Origin of the sequence: Rhizobium pantanalense, assembly GCF_030182525.1 — a bacterium.
In the GTDB taxonomy this organism is placed as follows: Bacteria; Pseudomonadota; Alphaproteobacteria; order Rhizobiales; family Rhizobiaceae; genus Rhizobium.
The window spans coordinates 275097-289112 of record NZ_JAQJCH010000002.1 but is presented as its reverse complement, the minus strand read 5'-3'; the positions used below and the strand labels follow the sequence as shown (position 1 = coordinate 289112).

13 protein-coding genes are annotated in these 14016 nt (G+C 59.7%); 5 read left to right on the top strand and 8 right to left on the bottom strand.

Features of this window, described 5'->3' with window-relative positions:
* Positions 1-4: 4 nt before the first annotated feature.
* From PH558_RS07420 to PH558_RS07405, 4 genes are all read left to right on the top strand, one after another.
* A complete protein-coding gene (locus PH558_RS07420; protein ID WP_285203099.1) occupies positions 5-763 on the top strand; it encodes a DUF1028 domain-containing protein in 759 nt (252 codons plus the stop codon).
* A gap of 50 nt (positions 764-813) precedes the next feature.
* The gene (locus PH558_RS07415) at positions 814-2664 is read left to right on the top strand and encodes an ABC transporter ATP-binding protein (RefSeq protein ID WP_285203097.1); all 1851 of its coding nucleotides are present in this window, start codon (positions 814-816) and stop codon (positions 2662-2664) included.
* Between the two features lie 80 nt (positions 2665-2744).
* Positions 2745-3296, top strand: a complete 552-nt coding sequence (locus PH558_RS07410; RefSeq protein ID WP_285203096.1) for a glutathione peroxidase — start codon at positions 2745-2747, stop codon at positions 3294-3296.
* A gap of 184 nt (positions 3297-3480) precedes the next feature.
* Positions 3481-4542, top strand: a complete 1062-nt coding sequence (locus PH558_RS07405; protein WP_285203095.1) for a class I SAM-dependent methyltransferase — start codon at positions 3481-3483, stop codon at positions 4540-4542.
* A gap of 41 nt (positions 4543-4583) precedes the next feature.
* Here PH558_RS07405 and PH558_RS07400 read toward each other — a convergent pair whose 3' ends face one another.
* From PH558_RS07400 to PH558_RS07370, 7 genes are all read right to left on the bottom strand, one after another.
* Positions 4584-5669, bottom strand: a complete 1086-nt coding sequence (locus tag PH558_RS07400; RefSeq protein ID WP_285203094.1) for an ABC transporter ATP-binding protein — start codon at positions 5667-5669, stop codon at positions 4584-4586.
* Between the two features lie 3 nt (positions 5670-5672).
* Positions 5673-6581, bottom strand: coding sequence for a carbohydrate ABC transporter permease (locus tag PH558_RS07395; RefSeq protein ID WP_285203093.1), 909 nt, complete (start codon positions 6579-6581; stop codon positions 5673-5675).
* Positions 6581-7447 (bottom strand): carbohydrate ABC transporter permease, encoded by an 867-nt coding sequence (locus PH558_RS07390; RefSeq protein WP_244575419.1) that lies wholly within the window; start codon positions 7445-7447, stop codon positions 6581-6583. The genes PH558_RS07395 and PH558_RS07390 overlap by 1 nt, the downstream gene beginning before the upstream one ends.
* Positions 7448-7593: 146 nt before the next feature.
* Positions 7594-8841: an ABC transporter substrate-binding protein gene (locus tag PH558_RS07385; protein WP_244575412.1), complete on the bottom strand. Its 1248-nt coding sequence runs from the start codon at positions 8839-8841 to the stop codon at positions 7594-7596.
* 197 nt (positions 8842-9038) lie between these two features.
* Positions 9039-10172 (bottom strand): Gfo/Idh/MocA family protein, encoded by a 1134-nt coding sequence (locus tag PH558_RS07380; RefSeq protein ID WP_285203092.1) that lies wholly within the window; start codon positions 10170-10172, stop codon positions 9039-9041.
* Between the two features lie 115 nt (positions 10173-10287).
* Complete coding sequence (locus PH558_RS07375; RefSeq protein WP_285203089.1) at positions 10288-11217, bottom strand: sugar phosphate isomerase/epimerase family protein; 930 nt, start codon at positions 11215-11217, stop codon at positions 10288-10290.
* A 243-nt stretch (positions 11218-11460) separates the two neighbouring features.
* Positions 11461-12495, bottom strand: a complete 1035-nt coding sequence (locus PH558_RS07370; protein ID WP_285203088.1) for a LacI family transcriptional regulator — start codon at positions 12493-12495, stop codon at positions 11461-11463.
* Positions 12496-12751: 256 nt separating this feature from the next.
* Here PH558_RS07370 and PH558_RS07365 point away from each other — a divergent pair, with 256 nt between their 5' ends.
* Complete coding sequence (locus PH558_RS07365) at positions 12752-12901, top strand: hypothetical protein (RefSeq protein ID WP_015342612.1); 150 nt, start codon at positions 12752-12754, stop codon at positions 12899-12901.
* Between the two features lie 100 nt (positions 12902-13001).
* Here PH558_RS07365 and PH558_RS07360 read toward each other — a convergent pair whose 3' ends face one another.
* The gene (locus PH558_RS07360) at positions 13002-13793 is read right to left on the bottom strand and encodes an HpcH/HpaI aldolase family protein (RefSeq protein ID WP_113407542.1); all 792 of its coding nucleotides are present in this window, start codon (positions 13791-13793) and stop codon (positions 13002-13004) included.
* Positions 13794-14016 lie beyond the last annotated feature (223 nt).

Below are 14016 nucleotides of genomic sequence, written 5' to 3'. Positions count from 1 at the left end.
GGCGATGACCTGGTCGATCGTTGCCAGAGAACCCGAAACCGGCCATCTCGCCATCGCCGTCGCCACGCGCTTCTTTGCCGTCGGCAGCATCGTACCGCATATTCGCGGCGGCATCGGCGCGGTTGCGACGCAGGCCTTTGCCAGCCCGCTTTACGGCATTGACGGACTTGCGATGCTGGCATCCGGTCACGCACCCCATGAAATTCTTGAAACGCTGAGAGCCCGCGACGAAGGCCGCGAGCAGCGGCAATTTCACCTGATCGACAACAAGGGTAACAACGCCGCCTTTACCGGCGCCAGGTGTATCGATTGGGCGGGGCATCTGGTCGACGACAATGTATCAGTGGCCGGCAACATGCTGGCCGGCCCGCAGGTGATCGCGGAAACGCTTGCGACCTTCAAGAAAACCGCAGGCAAACCACTCGCCGAACGGCTGCTCGAAGCCATGCGGGCGGGCGAAGATGCAGGCGGGGATAAGCGTGGCAAGCAATCGGCAGCACTCGTCATCCACCGCGACCAGGATTACGCCTGGCTGAACATCCGAGTCGACGACAGCGCTGATCCGCTGACCGAACTCGAACGGCTCTATGCAGTTGCGCAGGAACGCTATTTGCATGTCGCAGAAACCATGCCAACGCGGCAGAACCCCAGCGGGATGACCGACCGCCGCGAGATCGACGAAAAGATTGCCGCGCTCGAGGCCAAGAGGATTGCCGAAGGTCGCCCTTCAGCCTCCCACGCCAAGATAGCAGTTCCATCGTGAGTAAATTCAGTTGAAGCCTGACCAATGGTAAAATCATAAAAGGGAACTTCATGCCGACCGTTGCAGCGCAGATGACCAATCCAGACGCCCAGCCTGTTCTTTCCATCTCCAATCTCACCACATCGTTTCTCGTCGATGGCGAGTGGCGCAAGGTCGTGAAGGACATTTCCTTCGATGTCATGCCGGGAGAGACGGTCGCCATCGTCGGCGAAAGCGGTTCCGGCAAGAGCGTGACGTCGCTTTCGATCATGCGGCTGCTCGCCAGGGCCAGCAGCCGCATCGAGGGTGCGGTCAGGCTCAACGGCCGCGATCTCCTGGCACTACCGGAAGCCGAGATGCGAAAGGTGCGCGGCAAGGATGTCGCGATGATCTTCCAGGAGCCGATGACTTCTCTCAATCCGATCTTCACCATCGGCCGGCAGATTTCCGAGGCGCTAACCTGCCATGGCAATATTTCCAAGACAGAAGCCAAGGCGGAAACGATCCGCCTCCTGGAAAAAGTGCGCATCCCCAACGCGTCCTCGCGCTTCGATGAATATCCGCACCAATTTTCCGGCGGTATGCGCCAGCGCGTGATGATCGCCATGGCGCTCGCCAGCCGCCCGAAACTGCTGATCGCCGATGAGCCGACGACCGCGCTCGACGTAACAATCCAGGGCCAGATCCTCGATCTCATTAAGGTGCTGCAGGAAGAGGAAGGCATGTCGGTCCTCTTCATCACCCATGATATGGGCGTTGTTGCCGAGATTTCCGATCGTACCATCGTTATGTATCGCGGCGAGGCGGTGGAAACGGGCAAGACCGACGATATCTTCCACCGCGGCCAGCATCCCTATACTCGAGCCCTGCTGTCAGCCGTGCCGCGCTTGGGTTCGATGAAGGACCAGCCGCAGCCGCTGCGCTTCCCGGTCGTGGACGCAAGCACTGGCGAGCGCAGCGAACCCAAGGCGCTCGCCGACACGGTCGATCACCGCAAGACACCGGTGCTCGAGGTGAAGAACCTCGTCACCCGCTTCGATCTTCGCGGCGGCCTCCTAGCCCGCCCGACTGGGGCGATCCATGCGGTCGAGAACGTCTCCTTCGATCTCGCTCAGGGGGAAACCCTGTCGCTGGTCGGCGAATCCGGCTGCGGCAAGTCGACGACAGGCCGCTCCATCATGCGCCTTATCAATCCGAAATCCGGCGAAGTTCGGCTCGACGGCTATGATGTGATGAAGCTCAATACACTCGACCTGCGCCGGATGCGCCGCAGTATCCAGATGATCTTCCAGGACCCTTTCGCAAGTCTCAATCCGCGCATGACGATCGGCGCCGCGGTTGCCGAACCTTTCATCGAACATCGCTTGGGCACGCGCGCTGAGGCTCGCGAAAAGGCTGCCGATCTTCTGGAGCGGGTCGGCCTGAAAGCCGATATGATGAGCCGTTACCCGCATGAATTCTCGGGCGGCCAGCGGCAGCGCATCTGCATCGCCCGCGCGCTCGCCCTCGATCCGAAGGTGATCGTCGCCGACGAAAGCGTCTCGGCGCTCGACGTCTCGATCAAGGCGCAGGTTTGCAATCTGCTGATGGATCTGCAGCAAAGCCTCAAACTCTCCTATCTCTTCATCTCGCACGACATGGCCGTGGTCGAGCGTGTCAGCCATCGCGTCGCCGTCATGTATCTTGGCGAGATTGTCGAAATCGGCCCGCGCGCATCGGTGTTCGAAAATCCGCAGCATGCCTATACAAAGAAGCTGATGGCGGCCGTCCCGGTGCCGGATCCATCACGGCGCGGCATCCGGCGCAACCTCGCCGTCGACGAGTTGAAGAGCCCGGTGCGCCCCGTCGGCTATCAGCCACCCGCGCGACACTACCGGGAAGTCTCGCAGGGCCATCTGGTTCGAATGGAAGAGGCCGCCTGAGGCGTATTCTGACCTTGACGCCACCGAATTCCGGTCAAATATCGGCATCCTGTTTTTCCATCTGATCTGGAGTGAATGATATGACCGATAACGCGCTCGATATTCCGGTAAAGAGAATCGACGGCAGCGAGACGACGCTTGCCGACTATCGCGGCAAGGTCATCATGGTCGTCAATGTCGCGTCCAAATGCGGCCTGACGGTACAGTACGAAGGGCTGGAAAAGCTCTATGAAGAAAAGCGCGGCGAAGGTCTGGTTATCGCCGGCTTCCCAGCCAATGATTTCAAGGGCCAGGAGCCGGGCACAGACAAAGAGATTCTGGACTTCTGCACGCTGACCTACGACGTGCAGTTCCCGATGTTCTCAAAGATCGCCGTCACAGGCGAAGAGCGCCATCCGCTCTATAACAATCTCATCGCCTCAGGCGTCGAGACGACCGGCGACGGTCCGATGCGCGCCCGCCTGGCCGAACGCGGCCTGCACACCGGCGAAAACGGCGGCATTGTCTGGAACTTCGAGAAATTCCTGATTGGCCGCGACGGCAAGGTTGCCGCCCGCTTTGCGCCCGACGTAACCGCCGACGATCCGCGCCTGCTCTCGGTTCTGGAAAAGGAACTGGCGCGCGCCGGCTGAGGCGCCCGCTCTCATTTGGGCCTCCAAAATAACGCATCACATCAATAGGTTGCGCCACTTTCAGGGCGAGGGCCTGACGTGTTCAGCCGGATGGCGTAATTGCCTGCCCTCCAGCCTGGGAGTATCTTTCCCTATCCGAATACATCGTGACGGAACGCTGCATCAATTCTGATGGGAGGATGTCATGCGCGAACCTGATATGCAGAAACTCGATACCCTTGTCGGGCGCCTGGTCGGCGATCTCGGCGCAGCGGTCTCAGGTGTGTTGGTAACGCTCGGAGACCATCTGGGCCTGTTCAAGGCCATGGCTGACGGAACGCCGAGGACTTCGGCTGATTTGGCCGACAAAGTCGGTGTGAAAGAGCGCTATGTGCGCGAATGGCTGTCAGCTCAGGCAGCCGCCGACTATGTCAGTTATGACGACAAGACCGAGCGTTTCTACCTGACGCCGGAACAGGCAATGGTATTTGCGGAGGAAAACAGCCCTGCCTTCTTCGCGGGCGCTTTCGATGTCGTTCAATCCATGTGGATCGACGAGCCAAAGGTCGTCAACGCCTTCAAGACCGGCAGCGGCCTCGGCTGGCATGAGCACAGCACCTGCCTGTTCCGCGGCACGGAACGTTTCTTCCGGACAGGCTACAACAGCCATCTCGTTTCGGAATGGATACCGGCGCTCGACGGCATGCGGGAAAAGCTCGAGGCCGGCGCGATCGTCGCCGATGTCGGCTGCGGCCACGGCGCCTCGACCATCCTGATGGCAGAAGCCTATCCGAACTCGACCTTTTTCGGCTTCGACTACCATCTCCCGTCCATCGAACGAGCGAAAGCTGCGGCGCAGGAAGCAGGCGTTGCTGGCCGTATCACGTTCGAACAGGCGACCGCCAAGGACTTCCCGGCTGCTGACTACGATCTTGTGGCGATGTTCGATTGCCTGCACGACATGGGCGATCCCGTCGGTGCAGGCAAACATATCAAGGACACCCTCGCCGATGACGGCACCTGGATGATCGTCGAGCCCTTCGCCCATGATTGCCTGAAGGACAATCTCAACCCGGTCGGCCGCGTCTACTATGGGGCTTCAACGATGATCTGCACGCCAGCCTCGCTGTCGCAGGAAGTCGGGCTGGGTCTGGGCGCGCAGGCTGGCGAGCTGAAACTGCGCAAGGTTGCCATGGATGCGGGCTATTCGCATTTTCGCAAGGCGACCGAAACGCCGTTCAACATGATCTTCGAAGTCAGGGCATGAAGATTATGCCGCACGCTTCATCCAACACGCGGCACCGCATCTTATAGACGCTGCCCGTCTTCCCCGAACAACGACGCGAGCGCCGGCTGGAAATAAACCGGCTGCTCGGTGTCAAGCGCGACATCCTCATCGGCATCGATACGCACCGACAGCGTCTCGCTGCCGACCTGACCCCAAATCAGATTGTCCGAGCCCATGGGCTCGACGATGGTGAACGTCGCCGGCAGGCTGGCAGCCCGTCCGCTCGCGGGCTGGAACTGCATTTGCTCGGGCCGGACGCCAAGCGTCGCCTTGCGGCCCTCGCCGGGCGTACCGGAAAACTCGTAACCGTTGAGGTCGATCGCGCGGCCATCCGGCAATATGAACGCCGGCACGCCGCCGTTGCTCGTTACCTGCCCTGACAGGAAGTTCATCGAGGGCGAGCCGACGAAACCTGCCACGAAGCGATTGACCGGGCGGCGATAGATCTCCTTCGGCGTCGCGAACTGCTGAATGACGCCGCCGCTCATGACGGCGATACGATCGGCAAGCGTCAGCGCCTCGATCTGGTCGTGCGTCACGTAGATCATGGTGGAGCCGAGGCCGCTATGAAGGCGCTTCAGCTCGACGCGCAGTTCGGTTCGAAGCTTCGCGTCAAGGTTGGAGAGCGGCTCGTCGAACAGGAATACATCGACGTCGCGCACCAGGGCGCGGCCGATCGCGACACGCTGGCGCTGGCCGCCGGAAAGCTCGCCCGGCCGCCGCTTGCGCAAGGGGTCTATCTGCAAGATCTGCACGGCGCGGTCGACACGCTGGGCAATCTCGTCTTTCGGCATACCGGCGATGCGCAGCCCGAAGGAAAGATTTCCTTCGACGGTCATCGTCGGATAGAGCGCATAGGACTGGAACACCATGCCGATGCCGCGATCCTTCGGCTCCTCCCAGGTGACGTTTCTGTCGCCGATCCAGATCTGGCCGTCGGTGATATCGGTCAGCCCGGCAATGGCGTTGAGCAGGGTCGACTTGCCGCAGCCGGAGGGGCCAAGCAGCACGATGAACTCGCCGGATTGTATTTCGAGATTAAGCGATTTCAGGACGCTGACGCTGCCGAAATCGATAGCAAGTTCGCGAATGGAAACATTGGCCATGAACTATCCCTTGACTGCACCGGCGGTGATGCCGCGCACGAACCAGCGACCCGAGCCGAAATAGACGATCAACGGCACCAGGGCGGTGAGGATGGTCGCCGCCATGTTGACGTTGTAGAGCTTCTCGCCCTGGGTCGAGTTGACGATGTTGTTGAGCTGCACGGTCATGGGAAAATTCTCCCGGCCGGCGAAGACGACGCCGAAGAGGAAGTCGTTCCAGATGCCGGTCACCTGCAGGATCGCCGCGACCACCAGGATGGGGATCGACATCGGGATCATCAGTCGAAAGAAGATCTGCCAAAGCCCGGCACCATCGATGCGAGCTGCCTTGAAGAGCTCCATCGGCAGGCTCGAATAATAGTTGCGGAAAAGCAGCGTCAGCACCGGCAGACCGAAGACCGTGTGGGTGATGATGATACAGGGCAGCGTCGAATAGATGCCGACGTCACGATAGATCAGAACCAGCGGATAGATGAACACCTGGTACGGTATGAAGGCACCTAGCAGCAGGATGGCAAAGAGCACGTTTGCCCCTTTGACCCGCCAGAAGGACAGCGCATAGCCGGTCAGCGACGAGATCAGGATCGACAGGATCATGCTCGGGATGAGGATCTTCACCGAATTCCAGAAGCCGACGCTGATGCCGCCGCATTCAAGCCCGGTGCAGGCCGTGCTCCATGCCTGTACCCAGGCATCCGCCGTCCACATCTGCGGAAAGGCGAAGATATTGCCCTGACGGATCTCCGGCATGGATTTGAATGAGGTGACAAGCATCACATAGAGCGGCAGCAGGAAGAACAGGGCCGCGATGACGAGAAAGAGATAGAGGCCGATGCGTCCAGGGGTCAGATGCTGCGGCTTGCGCCCGGTCGGACCCTGCATGGCACCAGTGACGGAAGATGGCGTCGTCATCAGTTCCCCCTCGGCTTTTCGCGGAAATATTCATAATAGAGCCACGGCGTCACCAGGATCACCACAGTGATGAACATCACGGTCGATGCCCCCGTTGCCAGACCGATATTGCCACGCCCGAACAGGTAATCCATGATGAATTTCCCTGGCACTTCGGTCGCGATACCCGGCCCGCCGCCGGTGGTCGCCAGCACCAGTTCGTAGACCCTGACGACAGCAATCGCCAGAAGGACGCTGGCGGTGATGATGGTCGGCCTCAGGATCGGAATGACGATATGAAGATAGACCCGCCAGCTCGGTATGCCGTCGATGCGCGTCGCCTTCCATAATTCCCGGTCGACGCCGCGCAGGCCCGCGAGCATGATTGCCATGACGAGGCCGGAAGATTGCCAGACACCCGCAAGCACGATGACGTAAAGCGCAAGATCGCTCTGGACGATCCAGTCGAAGCGGAACCAGGTGAAGCCGATGCTGTCGGCAACCTTCTGCAAGCCGAGCGTCGGGTTCATGATCCACTGCCAGACCAGCCCGGTCACGATGAAGGACATAGCGAAGGGATAGAGGAAGATCGTTCGGAAGGTGTTTTCGAAACGGACCTTTTGGTCGAGCGCGACGGCTAGAAGAAAGCCGAGGATCAGGCAGCCCGCGATGAACAGAATACCGAAGATGACGACGTTCTGCAGCGACAGCAGCCAGCGCGCCGTCGAAAACAACCGCTCATACTGCTTCGTGCCGACGAAAATGTTGACCGGCAGCACCTTGCTGTCCGTAAACGATATCCAGATGTTCCAGACCACCGTGACAACATAGGCAAGAAGAACGATGGCGAAAGCCGGAAACAGGGCCACGTAGGGCGAAATATGCATCTTCCTACGGCTGACGCTCGCAGGGGCGACAGCCGCCTTTACGGCAGTGGCGCTCGTATTTGGGCTGCTCATGGGCGCGCTCCTCCTCAGCATTCATGGAAATCGGCGGCAGGCTTACCTGCCGCCGCATGGATGTCGATCGAAGCTTACTTGGCCTGTTCGATGACCTGCGCAAACTGCGCGGCGAACTGGTCCGCCGTCATGCTGGGTGTCGTCCAGTATTGAGCAATGAGATCGCCTTCGGTCTGGACGACATCCTGAGGAGTCAGCACATCGGGCGCCAGGATCTGGCGGCTCGGATCCTTGAGCGCGTTCAGGCCCTTCTGGGCGCAGGCGTCGAGCTTCGACGTATCGACGTCGAGACGCACGGGCACGGAACCCTTCTTGGAGTTGAAGGCAAGCTGGCCTTCCTTCGACATGATGACGGTTGCGAGCAGTGTCTGGGCGTCGGTGGCCGTCTTATCCTTGAGGACAGGGAAGACGAAGATGTCGCCGCCCATCATGAAGTTGGATTCGCCAGGCCCGAGAATGCAGCCGAAATCCTTGTCGGCGACGAGGCCGGCATGGATGAATTCACCCTTGGCCCAGTCTCCCATGAACTGGATGCCGGCCTTGCCGTCGATCAGCATGCCGGTCGCGACGTTCCAGTCGCGGTTCGGGCTGCCAGGGTCCTGATAGTTGCGCAACTTGGCGAAGACTTCCGCCACATGCTTGAACTTGTCGGACTTGACGGCATCCGTGTCGAGATCCTTCCAGACCTTGGCATAGAGATCCTTCCCACCCTCGCCGAGCAGGATGGCGTTGAACATCGACTGCAGCTGCCAGGGTTGACCGCCGACGGCAACCGGGATCAGGCCGGCAGCCTTGATCTTGTCGAGCGCGGCAAACATTTCATCCCAGGTCTTCGGCTCTTCCGTCACGCCGGCCTTGGTGAAGACGGCCTTGGAATAGAAGACCCAGTTCTGGCCGTGGTCGTTGATGGGAGCGCCATAGATATGATCCTGGAACTGGATGGCCTGATAGAAAGATGGCGTCAGAACCGATTTCCAATCCTGCTCCTTGGCGAGATCGTCGAGCGGCCGCAATAGGCCCTGTTGAGCCAGTTCGTTCATCTGCGTGCCGGTGTTGAACTGCATGGCCGTCGGCGGATTGCCGCCGATGATGCGGTTGATGCCGATCGGACGAGCAGTCGAGCCGGAACCGGCAATTGCGGTATCCACCCATTCGCCGCCTGCAGCGTTGAAGGCCTTGGCCAGTTCCTTCACGGCTGCGGCTTCACCGCCCGAAGTCCACCAATGCAGAACTTCGGCCTTCTTGCCTTCGGCCAGAGCGCCGGTCACGCTCGCCGCGACCAGCGCCGTGGCGCCGACCAATGCCATCATCAATTTGCGCATGCGTTCCTCCTCCTTTGACGGCGTTCTTCAAACGCCTTTCTTCAGCCTCCGCCGTCTCCAGACACCGGATGCCGAATCTCCTGATCCTCCAAAACTGTGCGGCAGGGCCTCCGCTCCCCGCAGCAAGTGAGCAATGCTTCCTCAGGCATTGCCCCTTCGTCAAGCCCGCAGTCCAAAAGGACCGCATTTTCTCAACTCTATAGCGCACTCAATGAGAAACGTCCCTCATTTATTGCGCGGGGTATCGGATCGGGGCGACCGCAACTACTGTGGATTGCAACCACCGAACGCGATTGCGCCGAACGCTCGAATGCCGTCATCACCTCAAGGGCGTGGAAAGCCAGTTCCGACGATACCCGATGCTGGCGTTCCGAGCGAAGGGAATCCACCATCTCCGCCGCGCCCAATCCGCGCAGGCCGAGATGACCTGGCACACCTTCCGTATAAGGGTGATCGACGGGGATTTCCCTCCACGCATCGTCACCATCGCGAAATATCTCGACCTTGCCGCTGAAATTGTTCGGATCCGGCGTCACCATAGTGCCTTCCGAGCCGTAAAGCTCGATCTGATTGTGCTTATGTTTGATGACATCGAAGCTGGTGGCAATGGTGACGGTCGCACCGCTATGGAACTCCATAACACCAGTCAGATGGGTCGGCACCAGTACCTTGATCGTCTCGCCGCGACGCGGATCGGTCTTCACCGTGCGTTCGATGCGGGTGATCTTCGCAGTGCCGAAGACCTCGCGCACAGGGCCGAGTAAGGCGATGAGGTTCGTCACGTAGTACGGACCGACATCGAGCATCGGCCCGCCGCCGCGGCCATAGAAGAAGGCTGGGTTGGGATGCCAATGCTCATGACCCGGCAACAGCAGCATGGCGGTGGCCGAAATCGTCTTGCCGATGCGCCCTTCATCGAGCAAGCGCCGTGTCAACTGGTGACCGCCGCCGAGGAAGGTGTCGGGAGCGCAACCGAGCCGCAGGTCGCCTGCTCGCGCGATCGCCATCAACTCCTGTGCCTCGGCCATGGAGACGCCAAGCGGCTTCTCCGAATAGACATGCTTGCCGGCAAGCAGCGCCTTCTTGCTGATGGCATAATGCGAGACCGGGGTCGTCAGGTTGATGATGAGGCCGATTTCCGGATCGGAAAGCATCGTATCGAGCGCAACGGCCTCTATACCGAACTGCTCGGCGAGCTTGCGGGCAGGCTCCTGATAAAGATCGTAAACAGACTTCACGCGAATGAAATCAAACATATGGAGGGTCGCGACATAGGTGGCACTGATATTGCCGGCGCCGACAATGCCGACTTTCATGGGTTCGTTGTTCATTGGCTTGCCTCTAGAGAGCAATTCCAGGAAAAGTGCGCAGCGGTTTTTCCGTCCGGAATTGCGTGAAAACAAAGAGATAGAGCGGTTCAGAGATTCCGTGAAAAGCTGAACCGCCCTAAGAAATGATGATATCGAGTTCGGCGGCAGCGGTGCGCAGATAGCTCATGCCACGGCGCATCTCGTCATCGAATTCCGGCGTCGCTTCGCGGAAATGGGTCCAATGCGATGCACCCGGCGCATCTTCCAGCTCCAGCGTGATCGGGCCGGAATAGCCGATGGTCTTGAGTGCCGCGAAAATCGCCTTCCAATCGATCTTGCCGCGCCCCGGGCGCCAATGGGCGTTGGTGTGCCCTTCATTATCGGAAAAATGCGTATTGAAGATCCGATCGCTGAGCGCCAGCACGACGTAATGCGGCATGTCGCCAGCCGGAAAGAGATGGCTCGGGTCGAAGTTCAGGCCGAGATTGGCGGCACCGGTGCGCTCGATCAGCCGCAGCATGCCCTGACCGGAGCTGACCCAGCGATAGGGATGCGGCTCGATCGCGACCTTGAGACCCGCGGCGGCGGCAATCTCGCAAGCCCGGGCAAAACCCTCGACCACGGCTTCATATTCACCCGTCCAATCCCATTGCGGTTCGACCGCCGCGCCCCACTCCTGCGAGATCGGCCTCTGCAGGATCGGCTTGACCTCGGATTGAAACGGATAGGGCGTCATGCTGGTGACGATCGGCGTGCCGATCGCTGCTGCGACATCCATGCCGCGCTTGTAGCCTTCGAGATCAACCGTCGATACGGCAGCGCCCGCGACACGGCTGAAGGGCAGATTGAAGAAGAAGTTGGTGAGCACCAGCCCCTCTCCGTCAGCAATCTGCTTCAACTCGCGGACGGTTTCGGGTGTGTAATAGCTCAGCATGTCCACCGACCAGGCGGTGAGCTCAAAGCCCTTGCAGCCCGTCGCGGCGAGCCGCCGCAACGGCGCCTGATATGGCGGGTTCCAATTGAAACTCCAAATAGGCGATCCGAAAAAAAGCGATCCGTCGCTCACGTCATCCTCCCTTGCAATGGTAGAGCCGCTCACGGCGAGGCCTCCACGCCTGAGCAAATGTGCCTTGCCGATGAGCCTCCTCGCTCAAAATCGACAATTCGTAACGTTACGATTATGGAAAAGATGGAGGCTGTCAATCGGCTATTTTTCGCCAAAAGAATGCTCGACGTCGTTCAATCTGCAAATTCGTAACGTTACGAATATCTTCTCAGCATCTGCTCATCCTGCAAGCAGCAACATTCTTCAGGCATGGCGTAACTGGCTTTGATGATCGACGAAGGCGGCGCGGACGACTTCGTGCAAATCGGCCGGATTTTCACCGCCGATCGCCCGATGCAGGAAGGCGGCCAATCGCTCGCCTATGGCGTGGTTCGAATAGTGGAAGGTACTCAAAGGCGGGTTGAAGAAATCGGGCAGCGCCGTGCCGCCATAGGTAATCAGCGCGAAATCCTTGCCGGCCTGCCGCCCGGCATCGCGCAGGCCTGCAAGAAAACCGAGAGCCGCCTCCTCGCTGGCGATGAAGGCGGCCGTCGCCGTGGGATTCTGCACTGCTATATGCTTTGCCATCCCGCGACCATTGTCGGGTGTGGCCGTGGTGAAATGGATGCCATCATCAGGCACGTCGAGGTGACGCTCGGCAAAAGTCCTGCGCCAGCCCCTTACGAATTGCAGGCTGTAGGTGAATTGCTGGCTGGGCGCGATCAACAGCGGCTTGTGGTGGCCCGCATCAAGCAGAAGGCGTGCAGCCTCCGCTCCGATCATTTCATGATCGAGATCGATGCTCGGATGAACGCTCAAAAGCTCCGTCCGCCCGAAGGTGACAAAGGGCATGCCGACCTCGAGCAGATATTTGACGCGATCGTCCTGCGGGGTCGTGTGCGTAATGATGATGCCGTCGACCGATCTCTCCTCGACGATATCGCGCACCGTCGCGAGTGGATCATCTGTCTGGAGCTGCGGGACGATTGTCGTTCGGTACCCTCGTGCCTTCATATAGCGCGAAGCGCCTTCGATCAGCGAGGCAACGACAATGTTCATCTCGCCCTCGCGCCCGAAAGGCAGCACGATGCCGATGGCATGCGTTTTACCGGTGCGCAGATTGATGCCGCCGAGATTCGGACGATAGCCAAGCTCGCCCGCGACGCGCTTGACCAGTTCGATGGTCTCGCGATTGACCTCCGGGCCTTCCTTGAGAGCACGGCTGACTGTCGTGACCGAAAGACCGAGAGCCGTAGCCACGGTCCGCAAGGTCACGCGCTGACCTACTTCGCGACGCAAGCCGCGTCCTACCGCCGATCCCTGCACCTTCGACAAATCATTCCGCTCCGCCATATCGGCGCGAGAATGCCCGCAGGCGGGTAACGATGCAAGCGCAGGGTGCGATCAAAGTCGAAGAGGGTACGTGTTTTGGGCTGTCGATCCGATCGTGTCGCATGACATTAGGACACAACCTTAAGCATAGGTATTCAGCCGGCATTCAGAAAGGCAATTTTAAGATGCATACCGCCAGCCATTCTATTATTAGGAGAAGATCATGGACAAATATACCAAAACCGTTTTGACAATCATCGCCGTCGCGCTCGCGGCAATCGCCATACAAAACACAATCACGCCGGCGCAAGCCGTCGGTGGCGGCTGCGGTACCGAGACCTACCGGCCCTGCTATGTAAAGCTGGTGAACTAAAGCGGATTCAGATTTTAGGTCGAACAGACCTAAAATCAGCCGGCTCTAGCGCAATCACTGCTGCCCCTGGGATACCTCGGGCAGCTTTTATCCCAGCCGATTATGAATCAGCGCCTTTTCGCGCAGCCTGAATGGCCGTGCGGGCGCCGGCGCGCAGTTGCGCCGTTTCCGTGCCGGCGATGACCAGATCGAGGCCAAGCTTCAGATATTCCCCAGCGCGTGCGCCATCGCCGCCGAAGGCACAGATTACCTTGCCATGGGCACGGCAGCGTGCCAGCGCGGTTGCGAGCGCCTGATCGATCGCGGCGCTATCGGGTGCAAGACGGGCGCCGTTCGAAAGCGCGATGGAAAGATCGGACGGGCCGACGAAGATACCATCGATGCCGTCGACTGCGAGAATCTCGTCGATCGCATCGAGCGCCATGCGGGTTTCCACCATGGCGATGGTAGCGGTCAGGCTGTTGGCGCTCTGCAGATAATCTTCAGCTGGCAGGCCGAAATGATTGAGCGCCAGCGATGGCCCCCAGCTCCGCTCGCCGAGCGGCGGATATTTCGTCGCTTGCACCAAGGCGCGCGCATCATCGGCAGAATTGATCATCGGCGCGATAATGGCGGAGGCGCCGGCATCGAGAAGGCGCGAGGCAGAAGCAAAATCGCCGACGGGAATGCGGGCAATCGCCGGCTTGCCGGCCAGGCGCACATAGGCGATCCCGTTGGCGGCGGACTCCATGTTCCACATGCCATGCTGCATATCGAGCACAATAGTATCGAAATCTTCCTGAGCCAGATGGTTGACGAGCATCGGATCAGGAATACCGACCCAGCCGGAGATCATGCCGCCATTCTCGCGGCGCTTCAGGCGTCCGGCAAAACCGTTCATGTCAGTCGTCATCGTCTTTCCTCACCTATCAAGACCCGGCCCCATTTTGGAGCTCGCCTCAACCGCCAAATCACGGCGAGCCGTTGCAATCGACAATACTCAATTCCCATTGCCGAGCCACTCGAAAGTGCACATGCGACTGATACAAGTCGACAAAGCACGGCCTCGACCATCGTCGGTTGCCGTGCATGACGGTGATTTCAAATCTGCCAGACGACCATGACAAATATCCAGC